This window comes from Asanoa sp. NPDC049573 (assembly GCF_040676615.1).
In the GTDB taxonomy this organism is placed as follows: Bacteria; Actinomycetota; Actinomycetes; order Mycobacteriales; family Micromonosporaceae; genus Asanoa.
The window spans coordinates 601,610-627,727 of record NZ_JBFAPI010000001.1 but is presented as its reverse complement, the minus strand read 5'-3'; the positions used below and the strand labels follow the sequence as shown (position 1 = coordinate 627,727).

23 protein-coding genes and 1 pseudogene are annotated in these 26,118 nt (G+C 72.0%); 13 read left to right on the top strand and 11 right to left on the bottom strand.

The features are described 5' to 3' along the window. Positions 1 to 2 precede the first annotated feature (2 nt). Complete coding sequence (locus AB0J74_RS02875; RefSeq protein ID WP_363444069.1) at positions 3 to 707, bottom strand: response regulator transcription factor; 705 nt, start codon at positions 705 to 707, stop codon at positions 3 to 5. Positions 708 to 863: 156 nt separating this feature from the next. On the opposite strand from AB0J74_RS02875, the pseudogene AB0J74_RS02870 reads away from it, so the two are divergent. Next, a pseudogene (locus AB0J74_RS02870) lies at positions 864 to 1,586 on the top strand (ABC transporter ATP-binding protein); the annotation flags it as partial. Between the two features lie 1,132 nt (positions 1,587 to 2,718). On the opposite strand, the gene AB0J74_RS02865 reads toward AB0J74_RS02870, so the two are convergent. Next, positions 2,719 to 2,994 carry a hypothetical protein gene (locus tag AB0J74_RS02865; RefSeq protein ID WP_363444066.1) on the bottom strand — a complete coding sequence of 92 codons (276 nt, stop codon included), beginning with the start codon at positions 2,992 to 2,994 and terminating at the stop codon, positions 2,719 to 2,721. A 315-nt stretch (positions 2,995 to 3,309) separates the two neighbouring features. Here AB0J74_RS02865 and AB0J74_RS02860 point away from each other — a divergent pair, with 315 nt between their 5' ends. The 3 genes from AB0J74_RS02860 to AB0J74_RS02850 all read left to right on the top strand — a co-directional run bounded on the left by AB0J74_RS02860 (position 3,310) and on the right by AB0J74_RS02850 (position 9,320). After that, the gene (locus AB0J74_RS02860) at positions 3,310 to 5,850 is read left to right on the top strand and encodes an ABC transporter permease (protein ID WP_363443597.1); all 2,541 of its coding nucleotides are present in this window, start codon (positions 3,310 to 3,312) and stop codon (positions 5,848 to 5,850) included. A 171-nt stretch (positions 5,851 to 6,021) separates the two neighbouring features. Then, a complete protein-coding gene (locus AB0J74_RS02855; RefSeq protein WP_363444063.1) occupies positions 6,022 to 6,783 on the top strand; it encodes an ABC transporter ATP-binding protein in 762 nt (253 codons plus the stop codon). Beyond that, complete coding sequence (locus tag AB0J74_RS02850) at positions 6,783 to 9,320, top strand: FtsX-like permease family protein (protein WP_363443595.1); 2,538 nt, start codon at positions 6,783 to 6,785, stop codon at positions 9,318 to 9,320. Before AB0J74_RS02855 ends, AB0J74_RS02850 begins: the two co-directional genes overlap by 1 nt. A 44-nt stretch (positions 9,321 to 9,364) precedes the next feature. On the opposite strand, the gene AB0J74_RS02845 is transcribed toward AB0J74_RS02850, so the two are convergent. After that, positions 9,365 to 10,018 (bottom strand): HAD family phosphatase, encoded by a 654-nt coding sequence (locus AB0J74_RS02845; protein WP_363444060.1) that lies wholly within the window; start codon positions 10,016 to 10,018, stop codon positions 9,365 to 9,367. 220 nt (positions 10,019 to 10,238) lie between these two features. On the opposite strand from AB0J74_RS02845, the gene AB0J74_RS02840 reads away from it, so the two are divergent. After that, positions 10,239 to 10,946, top strand: coding sequence for a neutral zinc metallopeptidase (locus tag AB0J74_RS02840; RefSeq protein WP_363443593.1), 708 nt, complete (start codon positions 10,239 to 10,241; stop codon positions 10,944 to 10,946). Here the strand turns inward: AB0J74_RS02840 and AB0J74_RS02835 are convergent. Further along, on the bottom strand, positions 10,943 to 11,347 hold the full coding sequence (locus AB0J74_RS02835) for a VOC family protein (protein WP_363443591.1): 405 nt from the start codon (positions 11,345 to 11,347) through the stop codon (positions 10,943 to 10,945). The genes AB0J74_RS02840 and AB0J74_RS02835 overlap by 4 nt on opposite strands. A 47-nt stretch (positions 11,348 to 11,394) precedes the next feature. Between AB0J74_RS02835 and AB0J74_RS02830 the strand changes: the two genes are divergently transcribed. Next, entirely contained in the window at positions 11,395 to 11,919 is a 525-nt protein-coding gene (locus AB0J74_RS02830) for a helix-turn-helix domain-containing protein (protein ID WP_363443589.1), read from the top strand. A gap of 76 nt (positions 11,920 to 11,995) precedes the next feature. Here the strand turns inward: AB0J74_RS02830 and AB0J74_RS02825 are convergent, their stop codons facing one another. Continuing rightward, positions 11,996 to 13,198 carry an MFS transporter gene (locus tag AB0J74_RS02825; RefSeq protein ID WP_363443587.1) on the bottom strand — a complete coding sequence of 401 codons (1,203 nt, stop codon included), beginning with the start codon at positions 13,196 to 13,198 and terminating at the stop codon, positions 11,996 to 11,998. An 81-nt stretch (positions 13,199 to 13,279) separates the two neighbouring features. Here AB0J74_RS02825 and AB0J74_RS02820 point away from each other — a divergent pair, with 81 nt between their 5' ends. Next, positions 13,280 to 14,173 carry a LysR family transcriptional regulator gene (locus AB0J74_RS02820; protein WP_363443585.1) on the top strand — a complete coding sequence of 298 codons (894 nt, stop codon included), beginning with the start codon at positions 13,280 to 13,282 and terminating at the stop codon, positions 14,171 to 14,173. A gap of 6 nt (positions 14,174 to 14,179) precedes the next feature. Here the strand turns inward: AB0J74_RS02820 and AB0J74_RS02815 are convergent, their stop codons facing one another. Together AB0J74_RS02815 and AB0J74_RS02810 are read right to left on the bottom strand one after the other, a co-directional pair. Further along, a complete protein-coding gene (locus tag AB0J74_RS02815; RefSeq protein WP_363443583.1) occupies positions 14,180 to 14,827 on the bottom strand; it encodes a response regulator transcription factor in 648 nt (215 codons plus the stop codon). After that, positions 14,824 to 15,918 (bottom strand): sensor histidine kinase, encoded by a 1,095-nt coding sequence (locus tag AB0J74_RS02810; RefSeq protein ID WP_363443581.1) that lies wholly within the window; start codon positions 15,916 to 15,918, stop codon positions 14,824 to 14,826. Before AB0J74_RS02810 ends, AB0J74_RS02815 begins: the two co-directional genes overlap by 4 nt. Before the next feature lie 145 nt (positions 15,919 to 16,063). Here AB0J74_RS02810 and AB0J74_RS02805 point away from each other — a divergent pair, with 145 nt between their 5' ends. Continuing rightward, a complete protein-coding gene (locus tag AB0J74_RS02805) occupies positions 16,064 to 16,657 on the top strand; it encodes a CDP-alcohol phosphatidyltransferase family protein (protein WP_363443579.1) in 594 nt (197 codons plus the stop codon). Then, a complete protein-coding gene (locus AB0J74_RS02800; RefSeq protein ID WP_363443577.1) occupies positions 16,654 to 17,160 on the top strand; it encodes a hypothetical protein in 507 nt (168 codons plus the stop codon). The genes AB0J74_RS02805 and AB0J74_RS02800 overlap by 4 nt, the downstream gene beginning before the upstream one ends. A 22-nt stretch (positions 17,161 to 17,182) precedes the next feature. Here the strand turns inward: AB0J74_RS02800 and AB0J74_RS02795 are convergent, their stop codons facing one another. Continuing rightward, entirely contained in the window at positions 17,183 to 18,073 is an 891-nt protein-coding gene (locus AB0J74_RS02795) for a PhzF family phenazine biosynthesis isomerase (RefSeq protein ID WP_363443575.1), read from the bottom strand. Then, positions 18,070 to 18,378 carry a helix-turn-helix domain-containing protein gene (locus AB0J74_RS02790; RefSeq protein ID WP_363443573.1) on the bottom strand — a complete coding sequence of 103 codons (309 nt, stop codon included), beginning with the start codon at positions 18,376 to 18,378 and terminating at the stop codon, positions 18,070 to 18,072. Before AB0J74_RS02790 ends, AB0J74_RS02795 begins: the two co-directional genes overlap by 4 nt. Before the next feature lie 148 nt (positions 18,379 to 18,526). Here AB0J74_RS02790 and AB0J74_RS02785 point away from each other — a divergent pair, with 148 nt between their 5' ends. Continuing rightward, positions 18,527 to 19,552, top strand: coding sequence for a nitronate monooxygenase (locus AB0J74_RS02785; protein ID WP_363443571.1), 1,026 nt, complete (start codon positions 18,527 to 18,529; stop codon positions 19,550 to 19,552). 35 nt (positions 19,553 to 19,587) lie between these two features. Here AB0J74_RS02785 and metH read toward each other — a convergent pair whose 3' ends face one another. Beyond that, the gene (metH, locus tag AB0J74_RS02780; RefSeq protein WP_363443569.1) at positions 19,588 to 23,097 is read right to left on the bottom strand and encodes a methionine synthase; all 3,510 of its coding nucleotides are present in this window, start codon (positions 23,095 to 23,097) and stop codon (positions 19,588 to 19,590) included. A gap of 196 nt (positions 23,098 to 23,293) precedes the next feature. On the opposite strand from metH, the gene AB0J74_RS02775 reads away from it, so the two are divergent. Further along, entirely contained in the window at positions 23,294 to 24,163 is an 870-nt protein-coding gene (locus AB0J74_RS02775; protein WP_363443567.1) for a PAC2 family protein, read from the top strand. A gap of 72 nt (positions 24,164 to 24,235) precedes the next feature. After that, the gene (locus AB0J74_RS02770) at positions 24,236 to 25,033 is read left to right on the top strand and encodes a GntR family transcriptional regulator (RefSeq protein WP_363443565.1); all 798 of its coding nucleotides are present in this window, start codon (positions 24,236 to 24,238) and stop codon (positions 25,031 to 25,033) included. Positions 25,034 to 25,143: 110 nt separating this feature from the next. Here the strand turns inward: AB0J74_RS02770 and AB0J74_RS02765 are convergent, their stop codons facing one another. Next, complete coding sequence (locus AB0J74_RS02765) at positions 25,144 to 25,515, bottom strand: cupin domain-containing protein (protein WP_363443563.1); 372 nt, start codon at positions 25,513 to 25,515, stop codon at positions 25,144 to 25,146. Between the two features lie 60 nt (positions 25,516 to 25,575). Between AB0J74_RS02765 and AB0J74_RS02760 the strand changes: the two genes are divergently transcribed. Then, a complete protein-coding gene (locus tag AB0J74_RS02760) occupies positions 25,576 to 26,046 on the top strand; it encodes a MarR family winged helix-turn-helix transcriptional regulator (protein ID WP_363443561.1) in 471 nt (156 codons plus the stop codon). Positions 26,047 to 26,118 lie beyond the last annotated feature (72 nt).

The window sequence follows — 26,118 nt, the reverse complement described above, 5'->3', positions numbered from 1 at the left end:
CCTCAGGCTCCGGGTCGGACCAGGCCCGACTCGTAGGCGAGCACGACGGCCTGCACCCGGTCACGCAGGCCGAGCTTGGTCAGCACGTGGCCGACGTGCGTCTTGATCGTGGTCTCGCTGACCGACAGCTTCTTGGCGATCTCGGCGTTGGAGAGGCCCCGCGCGACCTGCACCAGCACCTCGCGCTCCCGCTCGGTGAGGGTCGCCAGGGCCGGCGGCCTGGTCTCGTGCGGGTCGGGCAACGCGGCGGCGAACCGGTCGAGCAGCCGCTTGAGGATCCGCGGCCCGACGACGGCCTCGCCCGCGGCGACGGTGCGGATGGCGGTGACCAGGTCGTCGGCCGGCACGTCCTTGGCGAGGAACCCGCTGGCGCCGGCCCGCAACGCACCGACCACGTATTCGTCGAGGTCGAAAGTCGTAAGCACCAGCACCCGCACGGGTAAGCGGGACTCGACGATCGCGCGGGTGGCGGCGACGCCGTCCATCCGGGGCATCCGTACGTCCATCAGCACCACATCGGGCAGCAACCGGCGGGCCAGGTTGACCGCCTCGACCCCGTCACCGGCCTCGCCGACGACGTCGATGTCGCCTTGCGCACCGAGCACCATCCGGAACCCGGTGCGCAGCAGCGGCTGGTCGTCGGCCAGCAACACCCGGACCGGCCGCACGGCCGGGGCCGCGACCTCGCCCGGCCCCTCCGCCGTCATCGCCACCTCTCACCCCTTCGTGTCCCCGGAACATCTTCCCAGCCTTCGCCCCGCGCGATGTGCCTCGGGAGGACGCGGTCGGGTGTTTAAGGGTCAAATGTCCGCTTATCGAGAGGTGCTGCGGAAAGATCGGGAGTCGTGACGACGACAGCCGGGATGGGGGCGGCCGCGCGGGCCGTCCAGGTGTGGAAGGTGTACGGCGAAGGCGAGACCGAGGTCGTCGCCCTCCGCGACGTCACCGTCGAGCTCGAACGCGGGAAGTTCACCGCCATCATGGGCCCGTCGGGCTCCGGCAAGTCGACGCTGATGCACTGCCTGGCGGGCCTCGACTCGGTCAGCCGCGGCGAGGTCTTCGTCGGCGACACCAAGGTGACCGGCCTCGGCGACGCCGGCCTGACCCGCCTTCGGCGGGACAAGATCGGTTTCATCTTCCAGCAGTTCAACCTGCTGCCGACGCTGACCGCCGAGGAGAACATCCTGCTGCCGCTTTCGATCGCGGGCCGCAAGCCCGACCCCGACTGGTATCGCACGGTCATCGAAACCGTCCACCTCGGCGACCGCCTGGGCCACCGCCCGTCACAGCTGTCCGGCGGCCAGCAACAGCGCGTCGCCTGCGCCCGCGCCCTGGTCGCCCGCCCCGAGGTCATCTTCGCCGACGAACCAACCGGTAACCTCGACTCCCGCTCGGGCGCCGACGTGCTGACCTTCCTGCGCGACTCGGTCAAAACCCACGGCCAGACCATCGTGATGGTCACCCACGACCCGGTGGCCGCCTCCTACGCGGACCGCGTCCTCTTCCTCGGCGACGGCGCCGTCGTCGACGAGATCATCGACCCGACGGCCGACGGGGTGCTCGACCGCATGCGGACCATCGACACGCCTGAGGACCACGGCTCGGCCGCCGGACCGATTCCGGTCAGCGGCGGCGGCCAGCCTCCGGAAAGCCGCGGCACGACGGACCCGACCGGCCGCACCCCCCACCCGGGCCACAGCGCCGGCGACCAGGCCGACGTCACGGATCCACATCGGACAACGCCGGACGCCGGCAACGACGGCGGGCATGGGGATCGGGGGTCTCCGAGCGCCCGCGCCGGCGGCCGGTCGGCGCCCCGGACCGTGCGGGCAGGCTCAGCGGCAGGCGCCCGGAGAACGCGCGCGACCGGCCCGCGGGCGGCGACCACCGCGACGCCGCCGGAAGCAACCGCCACGCGGAGCGGGTCCGACACCCAGGCGACGACGACCGCGCCGCCGGGCGGGACAACGGTCGGGCAGCCCGAAGCGGCAGCCACCCGGACGGCAACGACCGGCCGGCAAGCGCGCACGAGCACCCAGGCGGCGGCCGGCAGGCAAGCGCGCACGAGCAACCAGGTAACGACAGCCCGGCCGAGCGCCCGCGCCACAAGGACCGCCACGCAGCCTGAAGGCCGCGCGGTGCAGAGCCAACCGGCGCCCAGGCAGGCCCGCACGAAGAACAACCACGCCGGGGCGACCCCGACACAGCCGCAGGAGCGGACGCAGCCCGAGTCAACGGCGCCGACCGACACCGCCGCCGCCCTGCCCGAACCCCCGACGCAGGGCGGCACCGCGACGCGGGCCGACACCGCCGAAACCACCACGCCGCCCAACACCGCGACCCAAGCCAACACGGCGAGCCAGCTCGACACCGCCGCTCACGCTCACGTCGAGTCCCTGACCGAGACCGCGACGCAGACGCAGGAGGGGACCGCAGCCCAGGCAAACACCGCGACGCAAGCCGAAACCGCGACCCGCGCAAAGACCGCGACCCGAGCAAAGACCGCGACCCGAGCAAAGACCGCGACCTGGGCCGAAAACGCGACCCGAGCCAAGACCCCGGCCCAGGCTAAGACTCAAGCCCAAGCTGAGACCGCGGCCCAAGCCGAGACCGCGACCCGGGCCGAGACCGCAACCCGGGCCAAGGCCCCAGCCCAAGACAACACCGCCACTCAAGCCGAGACCCCGGCCCAAGCCCAAGCCGAGACCCCGGCCCAAGTCAACTCCGCGACCCAAGCCAAGACCCCGGCCCAAGCCAAGACCCAAGCCCAAGCTGAGACCGCGACCCAAGCCGACACCCCGGCCCAAGCCAAGACCCAACTCCAAGCTGAGACCGCGACCCAAGCGGACACCCCGGCCCAAGCCGACACCCCGGCCCAAGCCGACACCCCGGCCCAAGCCGACACCCCGGCCCAAGCCGACACCCCGGCCCAAGCCGACACCCCGGCCCAAGCCGGGGAAACCGGCCGACGTGATGCGCCCGTGCGGGCCGCACGGCGCAAGGCCCCGCGCGGCGTCGGCGCCGGGCCTGCCGCCACGCGGCCGCCGAAGGGCAAACCGCGCAAGCGATCCAGCTCAGCGGACGCCCAAGCAGAATCACCGCCGCCGGCGCGGAACGAGGGTGGAGCCGGCGCCGCGGCGAGTGACGCGAGCGGAACAGCGACCACCCCGACCGGCGCCGCCGACAGCGACGTCGCGCCGCGGAGGGGCACCAAGAAGACCACCGCGGCGTCCACTCGCGACAGTGGTGCCGGGACGCGGCAGCAGCCGCCGGCGGCCGACGACTGAGGGGGTCTAGATGTTCCGGTCCATGTTGCGAGGGCTCCTGACCCACAAGCTGCGGCTCGCGCTGTCCGCGCTGGCCGTCGTTCTCGGCACCATGTTCATGTCCGGGGCGTTCGTCGCCGGTGACACCTTCTCCCAGGGCTTCACCGCGCTCTTCTCGACCGTCAACCGCGACATCGACGTCGAGGTCACGGCCAAGGACACCACCCCGGGCGGGCAGCAACAGCAGTTCGGCAGCCCGACCGCGCTGCTCGACCAGAACGACGTCGACACCGTGCGAAAGGTGGACGGGGTCGCCAAGGTCACGCCGGGCGTGTTTTCCGCCGGTGCCCGGGTCGTCGGCGGCGACGGCAAGGTGATCGGTGGCAACGGGCCGCCGCAGCAGGGTATCAACTGGCAGAACGACGATCCGCTGATCCAGCTCCGCCAGGGGCGACCACCGGCCGCCGACAACGAGATCGCCATCAACCAGGGGCTCGCCGAGGCCGGGCCGTTTGCCCTCGGGCAGACGGCGGATGTGATCACCTTGCAGCCGCGTACGCCGTATCGCGTGGTTGGGATCTTCGGTTTTCCCGGCAACCGGCCCTCGCTCGCCGGCGAGACGACCGTTGCCTTCACGCTCGCGCAGGCGCAGCGGGTGTTGCTCAACGCGCCCGGCAAGTTCACCTCGATCGACGCGACCGCGGCCGGCGGGGTCAGCAACGACGCGTTGCGGGACCGGATCGCGGCGGCGTTGCCCGGCGAGGTGGTGCGCACGGGGGCCCAGGTCGCCGAGGAGCAGCAGAGCGCCACCTCCAGCTTCGTCAACATCCTCAAGACCGGGCTCGTGGTGTTCGCGCTGATCGGGATGTTCACCGGCGCGTTCCTGATCTTCAACACGTTCTCGATGCTGGTCGCGCAGCGGACCCGGGAACTTGCGCTCTATCGATCGTTCGGTGCGAGTCGGAGGCAGGTCAACCGGTCCGTGCTGGCCGAGGCGGTGCTCGTGGGGCTGGGCGCCAGCATCGTGGGGCTCGGCCTGGGCATCCTGGTCGGCTACATCCTCAACAAGGCCCTGCAGTCGTTCATCGACGCCAGCCTGCCGGTCTCGGGCGTGGTGGTCCGGGCCTACGCGGTGCTCACCACGCTCGCCGTCGGCACCGCCTTCACCGTCGTCGCCGCGCTGATCCCGGCACTGCGCGCGAGCCGGGTGCCGCCGATCGCGGCCATGCGCGAGGCCGTCACCCCGGACAAGCCGCTCACCCGGCTCACCGTCGGCGGCGCGGTCATCCTGCTGGCCGGGGCGCTGCTGCTCGGGCTCGGCGTCGGGCACGTCGGCGACCCGCCCACCTGGCTGACGCTGGGGGTCGGGTCGGCGCTGTGCTTCCTCGGCGTCGCGCTGCTGGCACCCATCATCAGCCGGCCGCTGACCGCCGCCGCGGGGAAGGCGTTCGCGTGGTCGGCGCCGGGGCAACTCGGTGCCCGCAACACCGGGCGCAACCCGCGCCGCACCGCCGTCACCGCGGCCGCGTTGATGATCGGGGTGGCGCTGGCCACCGGCGCGGGGGTGTTCGCCCAGTCCGCGAAGGCGGGCATCAGCAACGCGTTCGAGCGTGACGTCAACGCCCAACTCGCGGTCACCACCAGCTTCAGCAACGGGCCGGGCGCCGCCGCCGGCTTCCCGCCGCAGCTCGAGCAGACCATGGCCGCGCTGCCGGGCGTGCAGACCGCGGTCGCGCTGCGCGGCGACACCGTCAACCTCAACGGCAGCGACCGGTTCGTGCAGGCCGGCGACGCGCAGGCGGCGTCGACCATCTTCAACCTCAAGCCGGTCGCCGGGAACGTCCGGCAGCTCAACCCGGGCGAGGCGCTGCTCGACCAGAACACCGCGGACGCGCTGCACGTGGGCGTCGGCACCACCGTGACCATGCGGACCGCCCGCGGCCAGCCCATCGGTCTGCGCGTGGTCGGGATCTTCAAGCCCAACCAGGCGATCTCCAGTTCGCTGATCAGCAGCGCCGACGCGGGTGGGTTCCGGTCGCCGTTCGCGCAGTCGGGCTTCGTGCAGGTGGCCAACGACAGCCAGGTGCCGCAGGTACGCGCCGAGCTGGACAAGCTGTTCGCCGACAACCCCGAGGTCACCGTCAACGACCAGTCGCAGCTGATCGACCAGGCCAACAACTTCGTCGACATCCTGCTCGGCATCGTCAACACATTGCTGGCGCTGACGATCATCGTGGCGGTGCTCGGCGTGGTGAACACGCTGCTGCTGTCGGTCTTCGAACGCACCCGCGAGCTCGGCCTGATCCGCGCGGTCGGGATGAGCAGGTCGCAGGTGGCCCGGATGATCACCGTTGAGTCGGTGCTGATCTCCGTGTTCGGCGCCGCCCTGGGCATCGTGATCGGCGTCGGCCTCGGCGTCTCGATCGTCGCGGCGCTCGGCGACGAGTTCCTCTCGCTGACCGTGCCCTACGCGTACCTCGTGATCACCTTGGCCCTGGCCGTGCTCGCCGGCGCCATCGCGGCCGTGCTCCCGGCGATCCGGGCGGCGAGGCTCAACGTCCTGCAAGCCATCGCGTACGAGTAAGGACTCGGGGACAAACCCTGAGGTGGGGTACGGGTAACCCGCACCGGAAAATCCGCCCGGCCTCCACCGCGGGGCGGACGAAACGGGTTGACCCCCTCCCCCAGCATGGAACATGCCGGCCGGACCGCCCTGGTCCGGCCGGACCATGACCTGTTGACGAGGGGGAACCAGGTGACGGCGACGGCCAGCGACTCGGTGGCGGCCCGTGCGAACGACGTGTGGAAGATCTACGGCAGTGGTGAGGCGGAGGTGGTCGCGCTCCGGGGGGTGAGCGTCACCTTCCAGCGGGGTGTCTTCACCGCGATCATGGGGCCGTCCGGCTCCGGCAAGTCGACGCTGATGCACTGCCTGGCCGGGCTCGACTCGGTGACCCGGGGCGAGGTGCACATCGGCGACACCCGGGTGACGGGGCTCGGTGACGCCGGCCTGACCCGGTTGCGCCGCGACAAGGTTGGCTTCATCTTCCAGCAGTTCAACCTGCTGCCGACGCTGTCGGCGAAGGAGAACATCCTGCTGCCGCTGTCGATCGCGGGGCGCCAGCCCGACGGCGCGTGGTTCGACACGGTGATCAAGACGGTGGCGCTGGAGGACCGGCTCGGCCACCGGCCGGCGCAGCTCTCCGGCGGCCAGCAGCAGCGGGTCGCGTGCGCCCGCGCGCTCGTCGCCCGGCCCGAGGTGATCTTCGCGGACGAGCCCACCGGCAACCTCGACTCGCGCTCCGGTGCCGACGTGCTCGGCTTCCTGCGCGACTCGGTGAAGACGCACGGGCAGACGATCGTCATGGTCACCCACGATCCGGTGGCCGCGTCGTACGCCGATCGGGTCATCTTCCTGGCCGACGGCGCCGTGGTCGACGAGTTGCAGGACCCGACGCCCGACATGGTGCTCGACCGGATGAAGAAGCTCGACACGCCGGTCGAGGTGGAGCGCTGATGCTGCGCGCCACGCTCAAGAGCCTGCTGGCCCGCAAGGTCCGCCTGGTCCTGTCCGGCCTCGCGGTCGTGCTCGGCGTCATGTTCGTCGCGGGCTCGTTCGTGCTCACCGACACGCTGTCGCGGTCGTTCGACTCGATCTTCTCCGACGTCTATTCGCAGACCGACGTGACCGTCAAGGGCAAGCCCAAGATCCAGGTCGGGGAGATGGACGGCGAGGAGGTGCCGGCGCCTATCCCGGCGTCAGCGGTGGACCAGGTGGCCGCGGTGCCCGGCGTCGCGCAGGCGCACGGCGTGGTCGCGGCCGACGGCGCCCGGCTGATCGGCAGCAACGGCAAGGTGGTCGCGACCTCCGGGCCGCCGCGGGTCGGCGAGAACTGGCTGGGCGAGAACGAGATGACCGAGCTGCGCGAGGGACGCGGCCCGACCGCCGACGACGAGATCGTGGTCAACGTCGGGCTGGCCAAGGCGGCCAAGGTGAAGGTCGGCGACCGGGTCGGGGTGCTGACGCTCGAACCGAAGAAGATGTTCACCATCGTCGGCACGTTCGGCTACAGCGGCGGCCGGGACAGCATCGGCGGCGCCAACGAGATCGCGTTCACCGACCCCGTGGCGCAGAAGCTGATGCTCGGCGAGACCGGCGTGTTCAGCAGCATCGACGTGCGGGCCGCCGACGGCACCAGCCCGGCCGAGCTCAAGGAGCGCGTCGCGGCCACGCTGGGCGGCGACTACACCGTGCGCACCGGCGACGAGGCGGCCGCCGCCGACGCGGAGGGGCTGCAGGACGCGCTCGGGTTCTTCAACAAGATCCTGCTCGGCTTCGCCGGGATCGCGCTGTTCGTCGGCATCTTCCTGATCGTCAACACGTTCTCGATCGTGGTCGCCCAGCGGACCAAGGAACTCGCCCTGCTCCGGGCGATCGGCGCCGGCCGCCGGCAGGTGATCGGTTCGGTGCTGACCGAGGCGGTGATCGTCGGCATGGTCGCGTCGGTGATCGGCCTCGGCGCCGGCATCGGGGTCGGCGCGCTGCTCGCCTATCTGTTCAGCACGTTCTCCGGCGGGCTGACCCTGGCCGGGCTCGGCGTGCCGCCCGCCGCGATCATCGCGTCCTTCGCGGTCGGCCTGGTGGTCACCGTGATCGCCGCGATCGTGCCGGCCATCCGCGCCTCCCGGATCCCGCCGATCGCCGCGATGCAGGACGTCGCGACGCCGGACCGCCCGCTGACCCGGGTCACCGTCATGGGCGCGGTGGTCACCGCGGCCGCGGCGGCCCTGCTCGGAGTCGGCCTGTTCGGGTCGGGCAGCCTGCTGCTGGTCGCCGGCGGTGTGCTGCTCGCGTTCATCGGCGTGGCCCTGCTGACGCCGCTGCTCAGCCGTCCGGTCGTCGGGCTGCTCGGCCGGGTGTTCGCGTGGTCGGTGCCGGGCAAGCTGGGCCGGCTCAACTCCGGCCGCAACCCGCGCCGCACCGCGATCACCGCGGCCGCGCTGATGGTCGGCATCGCGCTGGTCGTCGGCGTCGGCGTGATCGTCTCGTCGGCCAAGACCAGCATCGCCGGCGCGGTCGAGTCGACCGACGCCCAGCTGATCATCATGGGCGAGCAGAACAGCCCGCAGCCGCCGACCTTCGACCCGGCGGTGGTCGACCGGGCCAAGCAGGTCCCCGGTGTGCGCGACGTGGTCGGCGTGGCGTCCGACCTCGCCACGGTCGACGGCAAGAGGGAGTACGTGACGTCGGTGACAGACGCCGCGCCGGTGCCGGGCATGTACCACAGCACGGCGGTGGCCGGATCGATCTCCGCGCAGGGCCCGGACCAGGTCATCGTCAACGAGAAGGCGGCGACCGACAACGGCTGGTCGATCGGCTCGGTGCTGACCGTGCAGCTGGCCCGCGGCGACGAGCACCGCTACACCGTCAGCGGGATCGCGCCGACCGACAAGTCGATCGGCGAGATCATGCTGCCGGCGGCCGCGATGCGGGACTTCGCACATCCGGCGCCGTTCGCCGGCTACATCCGGCTCGACGACGGCGCCTCGGTGGCGTCGGTGCAACCGCGGATCGAGGCGCTGGTCGCGGACAGCCCCGAGGTCTCGGTGGTCGACCAGGCCGCCTACATCGAGCAGCAGAAGGGTCAGGTCAACCAGATCCTGGTCATGATCCAGATCCTGCTCGCGCTGGCGATCCTGATCGCGGTGCTCGGCATCATCAACACGCTGGCGCTGTCGGTCATGGAGCGGACCCGCGAGCTGGGCCTGCTCCGGGCGATCGGCCTCAGCCGCGGCGCGACCACCTGGATGATCACGGTCGAGGCGGTGGTGATCTCGGTTTTCGGCGCGCTGATGGGCGTCGTGGTCGGCACCGGCCTGGGCGCGGCGGTGGTCCGCGCCCTGCGCGACCAGGGCTTCACCGACTTCACCCTGCCCTGGGGAACGATGCTGCTCTACCTGGGCGTAGCGGCCGTGGTTGGCGTCGTGGCGGCGATCCTGCCGTCCGTCCGTGCGGCGCGACTCAACGTGCTGGGCGCGATCGCGCACGAATAGGGGGAACGGGCCGGATCAGGGGAACCTGGTCCGGCCCGACGCCGTCATGGCGTCGGGACCGACCGGGACGCCAGCGCCGCGAGCAGCGGCAGGTCGACGTCGGTCAGGCTGTCCATCAGGTGTACGCCGCGGCGCGGGGCGACCGCCGCGTCGTGTGGAACGGCGATCACCGCCGCTCCCGCCGCGAGGGCGCTCGTGACGCCCACCGGAGAGTCTTCGATCGCGACGCAGCGCTCGACCGGTGCGCCGAGCAGGCGCGCGGCCATCAGGTAGGGCTCCGGGTCCGGCTTGCCGGCCGCGACCTCGTCGCCACAGACGACCGCGTCGAACCAGTGGCGCCCGATCACGTCGAGGGCGATATCGACCAGGAAGCGGCCGGTGTTGGTGACCAGCGCCGTCGGTATCCCGGCCGCGCGGGTCGCCGTCAGCAGTTCCTGGGCACCCGGGCGCCAGCGCAGCTCCGTTTGGTAGAGCTCGGCCATCCGCCGGACCAGCCAGGCCGCGCTCGCCCCGGTGTCGCGCCAGGGCTGGTCGAGGTCGGCGTGCAGGATCGCCATCGAGCTGTCCATGCTGCCGCCGACCATGGCCAACCGGGCGGCGTCGGAGAGCTCGCCGCCGTACTCGCGGGCCAGCTCGCGGAGCCCGATGTCCCAGACCCGCTCGCTGTCGAGCAGCGTGCCGTCCATGTCGAACAGCACCGCCGCGGGCTGCTCGGGGCCCTGCACCAGATCAGTCATCAGGACGAGTATCGCCCGGATGACCCGCGCGCCCGGCATCGACGCCCCAGCCGGTGGCGAGCATCACCCGGCCGTCGGATCGACCGACCTCGACGTAAAGCTCGTGTTCATCGGCCGTTCTCCACGGGTACTGCTTGTGCCGCCCGTGAACAATGAGGACCGAGTTGGAGGGGATGTCGCGATGACCAGAACAGTGGTGATGCGGGTGCTCGCCCTGCTGGCCGCCGGAGCCGTCGCGCTCGCCTGCGGCCTCGGTGACGGCGCCGGTTCGCCCGAGGACAATCCGCCCGCGGCGAGCGGCGGCACCGAGGAAGACGGCACGATGACCGCCGCCGAGTTCAAGAGAGACATCGAGGGCGCGAAAACCTCCGCCGAGGCCTACTGGTCCGACGTGTTCAAGCAGTCCGGCGAGCGGTTCCGCCCGATCCGCGAGGTCGTACCCTACGCCCGCGAGGGTGAGGTCGACTGCGGCGGCGAGGCGGTGCCCCGCAACAACGCCGTCTACTGCCCCGACGGCGACTTCATCGCCTACGACGTCAACTTCGCGGTCGCGGCCTTCCAGCAGGTCGGCGACGCCTTCCTCTACTACCTGCTGGGGCATGAATACGCGCACGCGATCCAGGCCCGGCTGGGCATCGAGCACCGGCTGACCATCGACCACGAGTTGCAGGCCGACTGCATGGCCGGCGCCTATCTGGGCGACTCGGTGAAAGCCGGGGGGCTGACCATCGACAAGGGTGACCTCGACGAGTTCCAGCGCGGCCTGCTCGCCGTCGGCGACGACCCGAGCGTGCCCTGGTTCGCGCCGGGCGCGCACGGCACGGCCGAGCAGCGCACCGAGTCGTTCTTCCTGGGGTACGAGAAGTCGCTGGCCGCCTGCGACCTCTAGGACGGGGCGGTCAACTCGGCCTCGAAGCCGTCGGCGTCCTCCAGGTAGGCGCCGTAGGTGTCCGGGCCTCCGGCGTGCGGGTGACGGTCCGGGAACAGCAGCGCCCAGCCGTGCCTGGGCGACTCGTCGACCAGCGCGTCGAGTTCGGCCCGGCTGGCCACGTGGAACGCCAGGTGGTTGAGGCCGGGGCGGAGCCGGTCGTGGGTGTCGGCACTGAGCGCCGGCGACTGCTCGACGACGACGTAGGTGGCGCCCAGCCGCCAACTGCGGCCACCCGGCCAGTCCTGGAACTGGTCGTAGCCCAGCGCACCGAGCAGCCAGCCCCAACTGGTCACCGCCCGCCCGAGGTCGGGGATCCAGAGCTCGACGTGGTGCAGCGTGCCGGTGGGCGCTTGGCTCATCGGGCCATTCTCGTACCCCCGGCGTGGTGGAAGTTAGGCTGAGGGTCGTGCGAGCAGACGCGGAGCGCAACCGGGCGCGCATCCTCGCCGCCGCCGAAGAGGTCTTCGCCGAGCAGGGCGCCAGCGCGTCCACCGACGAGGTCGCGAGCCGGGCCGGCGTCGCGATCGGCACGGTGTTCCGGCACTTCCCGACCAAGGACGACCTGCTCAGGGCGATCATGAAGAACCTGCTCGCCCGGTTGGTCGACGAGGTCGGCGCGCTGGCCGACGCCGACGGCGGCACAGCGTTCTACCGCTTCTTCGCGAGCCTCGTCGCGGAGGCGGCGGCCAAGCGGGCGGTGGTCGAGTTGCTCGGCTTTCCGGTCGGTTCCCTGGACGGCTTCACGGACGCCGTCGCACGCCTGCTGGCCATCGCCCAGGCGGCCGGCACCGTCCGCGCCGACGTCGGCGTGCCGGAGACGATGGCGCTGCTGACCAGCACCGTGCAGGGCGCACTGCACGGCGGCTGGGACAGCGACCTGCAGCAGCGCACCCTCGACATCGTCTTCGCCGGTTTCAGGCCGCCAGGTTAGGGTCCCGCGTTCGCCACCGCGAGCGGGATCGCCGGCGGCGATCGAGGCGGGGTCGGTGGTCCATTAAGGAGCATCGCTAGATCTCCACCGGGTCGCTGGGTCGGTCCGGGCGGAGCCGGACCGCGGCGACCGCGGCCAGGCCGGCGAGGGCCAACGTGGCGAAGCCGGCCAGGGCACCGCGGGTGCCGGCCAACTGGGTGGCCAGGCCGAGCCCGATCACCGGGACGGCCAGACCCGAATAGCTGACGACGAACAGGGTGGCGAGCGTGCCGGCCCGGCGCTCCGGCGGGCTGAGTTGGACGACGGTGGTGAGCGAGGCACGGAAGAGCAGCCCCGCGGCGCCGCCGGTGAGCGCGCCGCCGATCACGAACAGCCCGAGGCTGCCGGCCCACACGCCGGCGACCAGGAGCGCGAGCCCGACCGGCATGGCCGCGGCCACGGCGGTCATCGCCTGCCGCGGCGGCAGCTTGCGCAGGCCGACCTGGCCTGAGGCGGCGGCGCCGAGGCCGACGAACGCGACCAGGCCGGCCAGCGCGTGCGAGTGGTAGCCGAGGGTTCCGGCCAGGAACGACGGGCTGAGCGCGCTGAACAGGCCGAACATCGCGAAGGCGAGCAGCCCGCCGAGGCAGGAGGCGACGAAGAGGTGCCGTTGCCCGGGTGCCGTGTCCAGCGGGCGGCGGGCCGGTGCCGTGGCCCTGTTGTCGGTGGTTTCCGGCACCGTGGCGAGCAGGACGGTGGCCAGCGCGAGCAGGGCCCCGATGGCCAGGAAGGGCAGGCGGAGCGGGGCGGGTGCCCATTCGGCGAGCACGCCGGACAGCAGCGGGCCGGCCGCGATTCCGCCGAGGTTGGCCGCGGTGGCGACGACCTCGGCCTGCCGCGGGTCGCCGTCCGGGAGGGCGCGGCGGCGCAGTTCGATCAGGTAGGCGGTCGCCGGCCCGGAGAGCAGGCCGATCGACAGGCCCGACAGCACCCGGCCGGTGAGGATGCCGGCCAGGTCGGGCCAGACGAGGAAGACGGCACAGGCCAGGAGTTGCACGGCGAGAGCGGCGCCGAGCAGCGGCCGTCGCCTGACCCGCTCGGCGTGCGCCCCGGCGAGGACGAGGCCGGCGATGACGCCGATGACGTACACGGCGAAAACGACGCTGATCATGGTGGTGCCGAAGTGGTCGCGCCGCTGGTAGAGCACGTAGAGCGGGGTCGGCACGGAGCCGCCCGCGGTGGTGGCGGCATAGGCGAGGGCGACGAGCGCGAAGCCGGCGCGGTGGGTGGTGCGAGCCATGATCGCGAGTTTGGCGCGCCGCTCCATCGCCATCCAATATCAAGTTTGGATACGGTTATCGGATCTTGGAATAATGGCCGTGTGGACATCCGCAAGATCGAGGTCTTCACCGCCGTGGCCGAGGAGCGCAGCTTCACCCGGGCCGCCGCGCGCCTGCACACCGCGCAGTCGGGGGTGTCGACGGCGATCCGGGCTCTCGAACGCGAATTGGCGACGCCGTTGCTCGACCGGACCACGCAGCGGGTGTCGCTCACCGAGGCCGGCCTGGCGCTGCTGCCGGAAGCGCAGCGCATCCTGGCCGCGGTCGAGGCGGCGCGGGAGACGGTCGCCCAGGTCGGCCAGGGGCTGCGCGGGCGGCTGCGGCTGGGGATCCTCTACGCGCTGACGCCGGGGCGGGTGCGGGAGGCGCTGGCCGCTTTCCGCGCCGAACTGCCGGCCGTCGAGTTGTGGCTGACGGCGCCCGGCGAACGGGGGACGCTCGACCATCTGGACCGGATCCGGGACGGGTCCCTGGACCTCGCCATCGTGATCACCCACGGCCCGGTGCCCGACATCGACCAGCAGGTGCTGGCCACCGACGAGGTGGTGCTGGCCGTGCCGGCGGAGCACCGGCTGGCGTCACGCCCCGATCTCGATCTGGCCGAGGTCGCCGACGAACCGTTCATCGAGTTCCCGCCGGGCTGGGGCGTGCGCAGTTCGGTCGACATGGCCTTCGCGGCCGCCGGCGTCTCCCGGCGGATCACCGTGCAGCTCAACGACATGGCGACGATCCTGGACCTGGTCCGGCTGGGTCTGGGGATCGCCTTCGTGCCCCTGTCGGTCGCCGAACGCACGGACGACCTGCGTTTCCTGCGGATCCGCGGCGCCCGGCCGACCTACCGCATCGCGATCGCCCGGGCCGCCGGGCGGCCGCTGGGGCCGGTCGCCCGCCGCTTCCTGTCCATCGCGGCGATGCAACGTCACCGACCGACCTGAGTGCCCTCAGACTGTCAGGCCGGCCTGGATGGCGAGGATCGCGGCCCGTACGCGGTCGCGGCTCCCGGTCTTCGACAGCACGTTGGTGACGTGGGACTTGACCGTGCTCATCGACAGGTAGAGGCGCTCGGCGATCTCGTTGTTGTTGAGGCCGGCCCCGATCAGGGCCAGCACCTCGGCCTCCCGGCCGGTGAGCTGGTAGGGCGACAGGTCCACCCGGGCAACCGGGCCGGCCGCCCGGACCCGGTCGAGCACAGCGCCGGTGACCTCCGCCGACAGGATGGCCTCGCCGGATGCGACGGTGCGGACCGCGGCAATCAGGTCGGCGCCGCTGCAGCGCTTGAGCAGGAACCCGCGTGCGCCGGCGGCGATCGCGTCCAGGACGTAGGCGTCGTCGTCGAAGGTGGTCACGATGATCACGGCCGGGGCCTGTGGGACGTCGGCCAGCGCGCGGGTGGCCCGCAGCCCGTCGAGGACCGGCATCCGGATGTCGACCAGGGCCACGTCGATCCGGGGGTCGCGGCGCACCGCGTCGAGGAACTGGCGGCCGTCGGCCGCCTCGGCGGCGACGTGGATGTCGGGCTGGGAGCGCAGGATCAGGGCGAATCCGTCGCGTACGAGTTGCTGGTCGTCGGCGATCGCGACCCGGATCACGGCGTCGCCACCGGCAGGTCGGCCTGCAGGACGGTGCCGCCGCCGGCGCGTTCGCCGATCTGCCAACCGCCACCGCATGCGCGGACCCGCTCGCCGATGCCGATCAGGCCCGACCCGCGGCCGGGTGGCCGGGCCGGCCCGATTCCGTCGTCGCTGACCCGCAGGCGGGCCCGGTCGCCGACGCGGACCAGTTCCACCCAGGCGGTGGTGGCCTTCGCGTGGCGGGCGATGTTGGTGATGGCCTCCTGGGCGATGCGGTAGGCGGTCAGCACGCTGACCTCGTCCAGGCCCGGGTCGGGATCGAGGTGCACCCGCACCGTCACGCCCTGCTGGCGCAGCGGCCGGGCGAGCAGCTCGTCGATGTCGGACAGGCGCGGCGGCGCGCTCACCGCGATCGCCGTTTCCGGTTCACGAAGGTGTACGACGAGCGTGTCGAGTTCGCCGAGGGCCGTGCGGCCGGTCTCGGCGATCGCCCGCAGCGCGGCGGCCGGGTCGTTGCCGAGCTGGCCCGCCTCGGCCTGGACGACCATCGCCGTGACGTGGTGACCGACCACGTCGTGCAGCTCGCGCGCCAGGTGGGTGCGTTGTTCGAGCCAGGCCGCCTGGCCCCGCAGCTCGCCGGTCTCCACGGCGAGGGCCCGGCCCCGTGACCATGATCGCCAGAGGACGCCCAGGAGGTACCCGACCGTCGCGAAGATGATCGGCTGCTCGTAGAACCCCCGACCGGCGAGGAGCGACAGGCCGAGCGCGAAGGCCGCGCCGGCCAGGCCGCCCACCCATCCCCGCCACGGGCGCGGTGTCGGATCGTCGCTGGTCGACAGGAACACGAAACCCGCGGCGACGAGGCCGAGCTGCACCGATTCCTGGGTGCTCAGGGCGACCACGAACCCGGCGCAGAGCGCGAAGATCCAGGCCCGGTGGCGGGGCGGCAGCGCCGTCGCTCCCAGGCCGGCCGGGAGCACCAGCCACACCCAGCCCGGCGGCAGCGTCATGCCGCCGTCGACGGTCGCGACCACGACGCCGATAATCAAGGCGACCACCGCGCGGGCGACCCGGCGTACCCGCTCGGGGTTGCCCAACAGATCCGTCACCACCAGCACATTCTTGGCCACGGGGCACGGTACCGACCAGGTACCCGGGTACCGGATCACGGCGGAACCCGGGTGCCGACCCCGCGTCCGGGACGGCACCGTGGCTCGTTCCGCGGGAACGCGCCCGCGCACGACGCTCGGGACCATGACTCCTGCCCCGCCGCGCGCCACCCTGAGCGTCGGCCCGCTCCGCACGGTGCCCAACTACATCACGGCCGGCCGTACGGTCGTCGCCGTCGCCGTGGGTGTCGCCGCTCTCGCCGCCGGCTCCGTGGCGCTGATCGCGGTGGCGTACGCGGTCTACTGGCTCGGCGACGTGCTCGACGGTTGGGCCGCCCGGCGACTCGGTCAGGAGACCCGGGCCGGTGCGGTCCTCGACATCGTCTGCGACCGCGCGTGCACCGCCGTGCTGTGCGTGGGCCTGGTCTCGCTCGTACCCGGCATCGCGCTCGTGGCCGTGGTGTTCCTGCTCTCGTTCATGGTGCTGGACACCATGCTGTCGCTCGCGTTCCTGTGCTGGCCGATCGCCGGCCCCAACTATTTCCACGAGGTCGACCGGCGGGTGTGGGCGTGGAACTGGTCGCCACCGGCCAAGGCCGCCAACACCGCCGGAGTGATCGCCGCGGTCGTGCTCGGCCACGACGCGATCGCCCTGGGCATCGCCCTCGCCGTCGTCGCGGTCAAGCTGTGGTCGGCGGTCGAGGTCGCCGGGCTGCTCGCCCGCGACGGCCGGGCGTGAACGGCCTCGTCGAGGCGGTCTCCGGCCTCGGGTACGGTCTCGGCTCGGCCCTCGTTCCACTCGTCAACGCCGAGGCGTACGCCGTGGTCGCCGGCCGGCACGGCAGCCAGGGCCTGGTCGCGGTGTTCGCCCTCGCGCTGGGGCAGACCGCCGGCAAGCTGCTGCTGTTCGAATCCGCGCGGGGCGGGACCGGCTGGCTGGCCCGGCGGTTCGAGCGCCGCGGCCGGGCGGCGGCCCGGCGGTTCGAGCGCCGCAGCCGGGCGGCGGCCCGGACGGCTCGCTGGGCCGAGCCGATCCGGCGCTGGCTGTCGAGCCGCCGCACCGGGCTCCCGACGGTGTTCGTCTCGGCCGCCGCCGGGATCCCGCCGCTGGCCGTGGTCAGCCTCGCCGCCGGGACGGCGGGCCTGCGCCGCTGGGAGTTCGCCGCCGCGTGCCTGCTCGGCCGGGTGATCCGGTTCTCCCTCTTCGCCCTCCCGGCGATGCTGGCCGCGACGTGGCGTTGAACCGATCCATGGAGTCGAGCAGTTATGGTGCTTCTCCGCTTGCCGCGCCGTTGGAGCCGGATCGGATGGTGGCCATCCCGCCGACTCTGGCGGAAATGCCTTCCCTGGTGGCGGTCGCGGTGGCGAAGACCGACGAGGGGCGGCCTGCGGTGTGCCCCTGCTCGACTTCGATGCTGCTGTCGCGGTGGGTCGCGAACAGGTGTGCGGCGAGGCATCCTGTGCTGTTGGCGTTGACGATGTCCTCGCCGACCCCGATCGCCGGTGCGAACATGCGCGCGGCCGCGGCGCCGCGGGTCGGGGAGAGCGTGTAGACGAAACAGCCGAGATAGCCGAGGCGACGGCATTCGGCCGCGAGTCGACGCAGGTCGGGCCGCATCGAGAGCAGGGTCGGCAGCGCCGCGACCGGTAGGAGCAGGCGCGGCGTCCCCGGTGAGGCGACACAGGGTGAGTCGTCGGTGGCCATGTCGTCCGGTCTGATGCCGAGGGCGGCGAGGATGCCGTCGAGTCCTGCGGCGGCGCAGCCCTGAAGCTCCACCGTGCCCTGGTCGAACCAGACCTCGATGCCGTCGTCGCGGCGGATCGCGGTTGTGTCGAAGGTGCGGCCACCGGTCCGCTGACGTGCGCGGTGTTCCCTGGCCCGGCGACGGTGCAACAGGAACGCCTGCGCGGCGATGGTGCCGTGCCCGCAGTTGGTGAGCTCACCCTGTGCGGTGAAGAACCGCACCGTCGGCGTGGTTCCCGCGCGGGCGTCGACGAACGCGGCGTGCGAGGTGCCGGCTTGCCGGACGATCGCTCGCCGAGTGCTGTCGCTGAGCGCGATGTCGTCGGCCAGCACGGCGGTGGGGCTGCCGCCTTCCCCGCGCCGGGTGCAGGCGTCGACGATCGTCACGTCGTGGCCGTTGCTCCCGGTCATGTCGGTGTTTCCTGCTCGGTGGCCGGGTAGCCGTCGGCGAGGGCGCCGGCCCAGTCGTCCGACCACCGGGCGAGGGGGCGCAGGGCCCGGTAGGCGCCCTGCCCGAAGTCGGTGAGGGCGTATGCGGCGTCCGGTTCCTGCTTGACGATGCGTGCCTCCATCAACTCGGTCAGCCGCTGCCGCAGGACGCTGGACGACATGTTGTCGCAGTGTTGCCGCAGCGCGCGGAAGCCGAGTGCGCCGCGCTGCAACTCCCAGACGATGCGCAGGCTCCATCGACGTCCGAAGAGGTCGAGTGCCACCATCAAGGGGCGCCCCGTGCTCGACCCGCGAACCGGCCTGCCCGGCCTCGGCGTCGCCATACAGATCTCGCCCCACTTCTCCCGGTGCTTCTCTTTCCGATACAGTAGCCCCTCGCCAGTGATTCGATTTCCGAAGCACGGGAAGGCAGGCATGACGCCCAGGTTGCGCACCGCGTTGTGCGAGCGGCTGGGCATCGATGTGCCGGTGGTGCAGGCGCCGATAGGTTCCGCGGCCGCGCCCGAACTGGCTGCGGCGGTGGCCGAAGCCGGTGGGCTCGGCATGCTGGCCGCGACCTGGCAGAGTCCCGAACGCGCACGCCTCGGCATCCGCGACGTTCGGCGGCGGACTTCGCGGCCGTTCGGGGTGAATCTGGTGCTGGATTTTCCTGTCATCGACACGCTGGCGGTGTGCCTGGACGAGGCCGTGCCGGTCATCTCCACCTTCTGGGGTGATCCCGAACCCGTGAGCCGCCGGATCCGTGACGCCGGTGCGCTGCATATGCACACCGTCGGCAGCCTGCGGGAGGCGGTGCACGCCGCCGGCTGCGGCGTCGACGTCATCGTGGCGCAGGGCTGGGAGGCCGGCGGCCATGTTCGCGGCACGACCGCCACCATGGTGCTGGTGCCGGCCGTCGTCGACGCGGTGGGCCCGATTCCGGTCATGGCCGCCGGCGGCATCAGCGACGGCCGCGGCCTCGCCGCCGTCCTGGCCCTGGGCGCGCAGGGCGCGTGGCTGGGCACGCGTTTCCTGGCGACCACCGAAGCCTTCGCCCACCCGTTGTATCGGCAACGTCTCGTTGACGGCACCGCCGAGGACACCGTCCATACCCGCTGCTTCGACGGCGGATGGCCCGACGCCGCGCACCGCGCATTGCGGAATCGGACCCTGCGACGGTGGGAACTGGCCGGTTCGCCGCCAGCGCCAGTGCGCCCGGACGAAGGCGACGTCGTCGCCCTCGACAGCGCAGGCCAGGCCCATTACCGGTACGAGGATCTGATTCCCCTACCCGGCATGACCGGCGACCTGGCGGACATGGCCCTCTACGCCGGCCAATCGGTCGAGCTGGTCCGCGACGTCCGGCCAGCGGGCCGGCTCGTCCACGAACTCGTCGCGCAGACCGTGAACGTCATCGAGCAGCTGCGCCGCACGACCCGAACGGCAGACGAGGCTCCGTAACGACGGCGTCCCTGTCTCGCTCAGCGCCGCATCCGCTACTTGGCGTTGAAGTAGTTGGCCTCCGGGTGGTGGACGATGATCGCGTCGGTGGCCTGTTCGGGGACCAGTTGGAACTCCTCCGACAGCGTCACGCCGATCCGCGAGGCGTCCAGCAGCGTGACCACTTTCGCGCGGTCTTCCAGGTCGGGGCAGGCCGGGTAGCCGAAGGCGTAGCGGCAGCCGCGGTATTCCGTGCGGAGCAGGCCGGCCAGCGACGACGGGTCCGACGAGCCCACCGTCTCGCCCGACGGCAGGGTCAGCTCCGAGCGGATCCGCTGGTGCCAGTACTCGGCCAGGGCCTCGGTCAGCTGCACCGACAGGCCGTGCACCTCGAGATAGTCGCGATACTCGTTGCGGGCGAACAGTTTCGCCGTGTATTCGCTGATCGGCTGGCCCACCGTCACCAGTTGCATCGCGAGCACGTCGTCGCCCGACGAGGAGAAGAAGTCGGCCAGGCACAGGCGGCGTTCCTGGCGCTGGCGCGGGAACGAGAACCGGGTCAGCTCCGCACCCGACTCCGAGAGCACGGCCAGGTCGTTGCCCGCGGAACGGGCCCGGAAATAGCCGTAGACGACCGACGCCTCCAGGACCTGGTCGGCGGTCAGGCGGTCCAGCCAGTAGCGCAGCCGCGGGCGGCCCTCCGTCTCCACAAGCTCCTCATAGGACGGTCCGCCGCCCCGGCCGCCACGCAGGCCCCACTGGCCCAGGAACAGGGCTCGCTCGTCGAGCAGGGCGGCGTACGACGCCAGCGGCAGGCCCTTGACCACGCGCGTGTCGAAGAACGGCGGTGTCGGGATGTCGACCGAGGTCGCCACGTCGGACCGGACCGAGTCGTCCTCCAGCGGTGGCAACGCGTCGGAGACCCGGGCGCGCTGCCGCTCCCGGCGGGCCCGGCGCTCGGCCAGCGCCGCCTCGCGCGCGGGATCGACCACCGGCGCACCACCGCGGCGCGCCGCCATCACGCGGTCCATCAGCGAGAGGCCCTCGAACGCGTCGCGCGCGTAGTGCACCTCGCCGCCGGAATACAGCGACCGCAGGTCATCCTCCACATAGGACCGTGTCAGGGCCGCCCCGCCCAGCAGGACCGGCCACCGCTCGGCGACACCGCGGGCCTGCATCTCCTGCAGGTTCTCCTTCATCACGACCGTGCTCTTGACCAGCAGGCCGGACATGCCGATCGCGTCGGCGTCGTGGGACTCGGCGGCCTCCAGGATCGAGGCGATCGGCTGCTTGATGCCGATGTTGACGACCTCGTACCCGTTGTTGGAAAGGATGATGTCGACCAGGTTCTTGCCGATGTCGTGCACGTCGCCCTTCACGGTGGCGAGCACGATCCGACCCTTGCCCTGGTCGTCGTCGGTCGTCTCGATGTGTGGCTCGAGATAGGCGACGGCGCTCTTCATCACCTCGGCCGACTGGAGCACGAACGGCAGTTGCATCTGGCCCGAGCCGAACAGCTCCCCGACCACCTTCATGCCGTCGAGCAGCGTGTCGTTGATGATCTCCAGGGCCGACCGGTCGGCGAGGGCGGCGGAGAGGTCGTCCTCCAGCCCGTTGCGCTCGCCGTCGATGATCCGCCGCTTGAGCCGCTCGTCGAGCGGAAGGGCCGCCAGCTCCGCCGCCCGCGACGCGCGCGCGGACGCCACGTCGACGCCCTCGAAGACCGAGATGAACTCCTGCACCGGGTCGTAGCCGGGCGCCCGGCGGTCGTAGACCAGGTCGAGCGCCACCTCACGCTGCCGGTCCGGGATGCGGGAGATCGGCAGGATCTTGCTCGCGTGCACGATCGCGCTCGTCAGCCCGGCCTCGACACACTCGTGGAGGAAGACCGAGTTGAGCACCTGCCGGGCGGCGGGGTTCAGCCCGAACGAGATGTTGGAGACGCCGAGCGTGAAGTTGACGCCGGGATACAACGACGCGATCTCGCGGATCGCGGAGATCGTCTCGATGCCGTCCCGCCGCGTCTCCTCCTGCCCGGTCGCGATCGGGAACGTCAACGCGTCGATGAGGATGTCGGATCGGCTCAGGCCCCACCGCCCGGTCAGGTCGTCGATCAGCCGCCGCGCGACCCGTACCTTCCACTCCGCGGTGCGCGCCTGCCCCTCCTCGTCGATCAACAGGGCCACCACGGCCGCACCGTGTTCCCGCACGACCGGCATCACCCGCGCGTAGCGCGAGGTCGGCCCGTCGCCGTCTTCGAAGTTGACCGAGTTGACCACGCACCGCCCGCCGAGCATCTCCAGCCCGGCCTCGACCACGGCCGGCTCGGTCGAGTCCAACATGATCGGCAGCGTGGACGCCGTCGCGAAGCGGCCCGCGAGTTCGCGCATGTCGACGGTGCCGTCCCGGCCCACGTAGTCGACGCACAGGTCGAGCAGGTGCGACCCGTCGCGTGCCTGCGACCGCGCCATCTCCACGCAGGCCTGCCAGTCGGACGCCAGCATCGCCTCGCGGAACGCCTTCGAGCCGTTGGCGTTGGTCCGCTCACCGATCATCAGCACGCTGGCGTCCTGCGCGAACGGCACGTGGTGGTAGATCGACGACACGCCGGGCTCGACCCGCGCCTCCCGGGGAACCCGCGCGGCGCCGACACCCAGCGCGCCGACAACGGCCTCGATGTGGGCGGGGGTGGTGCCGCAACACCCACCGACCAAGGCGGCGCCGTAGGAGGAGACGAAGTCGGAAAGCGCCGCGGCCAACTCCTCGGGCGTCAGCGGATAGTGCGCGCCGTCCGCGGTCAGTTGCGGCAACCCCGCATTGGGCATCACCGACAGGGGTACGCGCGCGTGCTGCGCCAGATAACGCAGATGCTCCGTCATCTCCGCCGGCCCGGTGGCGCAGTTGAGCCCGATCAGGTCGACGCCGAGCGGCTCGACGGCGGTCAGCGCCGCACCGATCTCGCTGCCCAGCAGCATCGTCCCGGTGGTCTCGACGGTCACGTGCGCGATCACCGGCACCTCGCGCCCCGCGTCGCTCATCGCCCGCCGGGCGCCGTTGACCGCCGACTTGAGCTGCAACAGGTCCTGGCAGGTCTCGATGATCAACGCGTCCGCGCCGCCCACGATCAGACCCTGGGCGTTCTCCTGGTACGCGTCGCGCAGCGTCCGGTACGCCGCGTGCCCCAGCGTCGGCAGCTTGGTGCCCGGCCCCATCGAACCGAGCACGAAGCGCGGCCGTTCGGCGGTCGCGAACCGGTCCGCCGACGCGCGGGCGATCCGGGCACCGGCCTCGGCCAGTTCGCGGATCCGCGACTCGATCCCGTACTCCCCCAGGTTTCCGAGGTTGGCTCCGAAGGTGTTGGTCTCCACGCAGTCGGCGCCCGCCGCGAAATAGGCGTCGTGCACCTCGCCGACCACGTCGGGCCGGGTCGCGTTGAGCACCTCGTTGCAGCCCTCGTGGCCCTCGAAGTCGTCGAGCGTCAGGTCGGCGGCCTGGAGCATGGTGCCCATGGCGCCGTCGGCGATGAGCACCCGGTCGGCGAGCGCGTCAAGAAACGAGTTCGACACCCCTTCAGGCTACGGCGTCGTCCGATTCGCGAAGGAAGTGATGATCCAACCCGGTCCTGTTGTGTGACCGGCGTCGCCTGCCGGCCCGGCCCGCGTCGCGCCGCCGAGCCCTCGCTGGCGGGGCCACGTAGGCTGGCTGGGTGAACGTGTGGACCGACCAGGTGACCGCAGCGACATGGTGGACGGAGGGCGTGGCATGACCGAGTTCGATGGCCTGCCCGAGTTGCGTTCCCCGGTGGCGATCGCGGCGTTCGAAGGATGGAACGACGCCGCCGACGCCTCGACCGCCGCGGTCGAACACCTCGAGCAGGTCTGGGGCGCCCGCGAGATCGCGGCCCTCGACCCCGAGGACTTCTACGACTTCCAGGTGAGCCGGCCGACCATCACGATGGCCGACGGCGAGACCCGGCGGATCGAATGGCCGACCACGCGGTTCATGCGGGCCAGCCCGGAGGGCACCGAGCGCGACGTCGTGCTGATCCGCGGCATCGAGCCGAGCATGCGCTGGCGCACGTTCTGCGAGCAGGTGCTCGAGGTCTGCCACAGCCTGGAGATCAACCGGGTGGTGCTGCTGGGCGCGCTGCTGGCCGACGTGCCCTACACCCGGCCGCTGCCGATCAGCGGCAGCGCGTCCGACAAGGACGCCGCCGACCGCTTCCAGCTCACCCCGACCCGCTACGACGGCCCGACCGGCATCGTCGGCGTGCTGCACGACGCCTGCCACCGGGCCGAGGTCGACGCGCTGTCGTTCTGGGTCCACGTGCCGCACTACGCCAACAACCCGCCGTGCCCCAAGGCGACGCTCGCGCTGCTGCACCGGGTCGAAGAGGTGCTCGACCTCCCGGTGCCGATGGCCGACCTGGCCGAAGAGTCCGCCGAGTGGGAGCAGCGCGTGCGGGCCGCCGCCGAGCAGGACGCCGAACTCGGCGAATACGTCCGCGAGCTGGAGGAACGCGCCGGCGACGCGGGCATCCAGTCGGTCAGCGGCGACGAGATCGCCCAGGAGTTCGAGAAATACCTGCGGCGCCGGGGCGGCTCGGCCGGCCCCACCGCCGGCTCCTGGTAAAGCCGGCGTGTCGGGCGCGACCCGCCGCGTAGTGGTGCATCCTAGGATCATCGCTCCGCGGGAGGTCGCGCCATGCAGCAACTCAACCCGGGTGCCGCCGAGGCGCCGCACCGCCAGATAGCCGAGCAGATCAAGGCCCAGATCCGCCGCGGTGACTGGGCCGCCGGCGAGCGCCTGCCATCGATCCCCGCGCTGGCCGAGACGTTCGGCGTGGCCAAGCAGACCCTGCAGCGCAGCATCGACCAACTCCGGGTCGAGGGCGTGCTGATCACCAAACCCGGATCGGGTACGTACGTCCGCGGCACCAAACGCCGCCTCAACCGCCTGTCCCGGGGTCGCTACGGCGGGCATCGCGGCTACCACGCGGATCTGGCGGCCCGCTACCGCCAGCACCTGACCGAGGTGGGCCGGGCGCCGGCCCCGCCGGAGGTGGCCGACGCGTTCGGCGTCGCCGACCACACCCCGCTGCTGGTCCGCCGCCACCTGGTGCGCACCGACGACGTGCCGGTCGAGATCGGTGCGGCGTGGTTCCGGGTCGAGGACGCGGCCGGCACCAGCCTGGAACGGTTCGAGGGCTTCGGCCGCCCGCTCTACCAGGAGGCCGAGGAGGCGATCGGCCGCCGCTACGCGACCGCGTCGGACGTGATCACCGCCCGCCAGCCCGACCGCGACGAGGCCGAGATCCTGCAGATCCGCGCCGACACCCCGGTGCTGCACCTGCTGCACGTCGCGTACGACGACAAGCACCGCGCCATCGAGGTCAGCCAGGCGACCTGGCCCGGGCCGATGACCACGCTCACCGAGAACTACAAGATCCCCGGCCCGGTCGAGGACCTGCCCGACGACGGGCCGGGCCTGGCGTTGGGCTGACCCCCGGCCGAGGGCCGCCGCCGGCTGCGTTTGCTCTGCTGCCATATAGGCAGCACCGCCTCGGTCGGCTGCTGCCTATATGGCAGCAGAGCAAGGAAGGGGTCGACGGGTCAGGCGGCCCACGGCGGTTGGACGCGGTTGCCGGCCGCGGTGGCCGTGCTGCCGGCGGGGCTGGTGACGATCGCGGTGAGGCCGGTCTCGGCGTCGGCGGTCAGTTGGCGTTCGACGTCGGGCGCGAGCACCAGGGTGTCCCCCGTGCCGATCCGCACCTCCGCGCCGTCGACCCGGACCTCCGCGCCGCCGGACAGCACCGTCCAGATCTGTTCCGCGTCGATCGTGTGCACCGGGCCGGCGCTCCCCGCGAGCATCTCGACCCGCCAGATCGGGCGGGTCGCGCCGCCCAGGGTCGGCGAGCCGAGGGTGGTCATCACTCCGGCGGGTGTCTCGAAGCGACGGGTCTGGTCCTGGCGGATGACAGTCATGGTTCGCGTCTCCTAAGATAGTCAACGTGGTTGTCCAAAACGTAAACCTGGTTGTCTAACGTGTCAACCGTCGACCCACCCGGGTTCCTGCTGCCGCTGCGGCTGTTCATCGGCTTCCGCCAGCTGATCGACGCCGTCCATGCCGAGTTGGCGCGCGAGGGCCACCCCGACGTGCGTCCGCTGCACGGCTTCGTCTTCCAGGCCATCGGCCGCGACGGCACGACGGCGGTGGAACTGGCCCGCCGGCTCGGCGTCTCGAAGCAGGCGGCCGGCAAGACCGTCGACGGGCTGGAACGCCTCGGCTACGTCGAGCGCGCCACCGACCCCGCCGACGCCCGGCGCAAGCTGGTCCGCCTCACCGACCGCGGCGTCGACATGCTGGCCCGGTCGGCGCGGATCTTCGACGAGTTGCGCGCCGAGTGGGCGGCCCAGATCGGCTCCGACCGTCTCCGCGCGCTCGAGGCCGACCTGGCCACGGTCACCGGTTCGGAACCGTTCCGCCTCGACGTCCCCGGCTGGTTCGCCGGCTAGCCGCCTTCCGCGAGCGGCACGGCGCGGCGCTCCACACCGGCACCGCCGGCACGGCGGAGGCGGCGGCGCGGC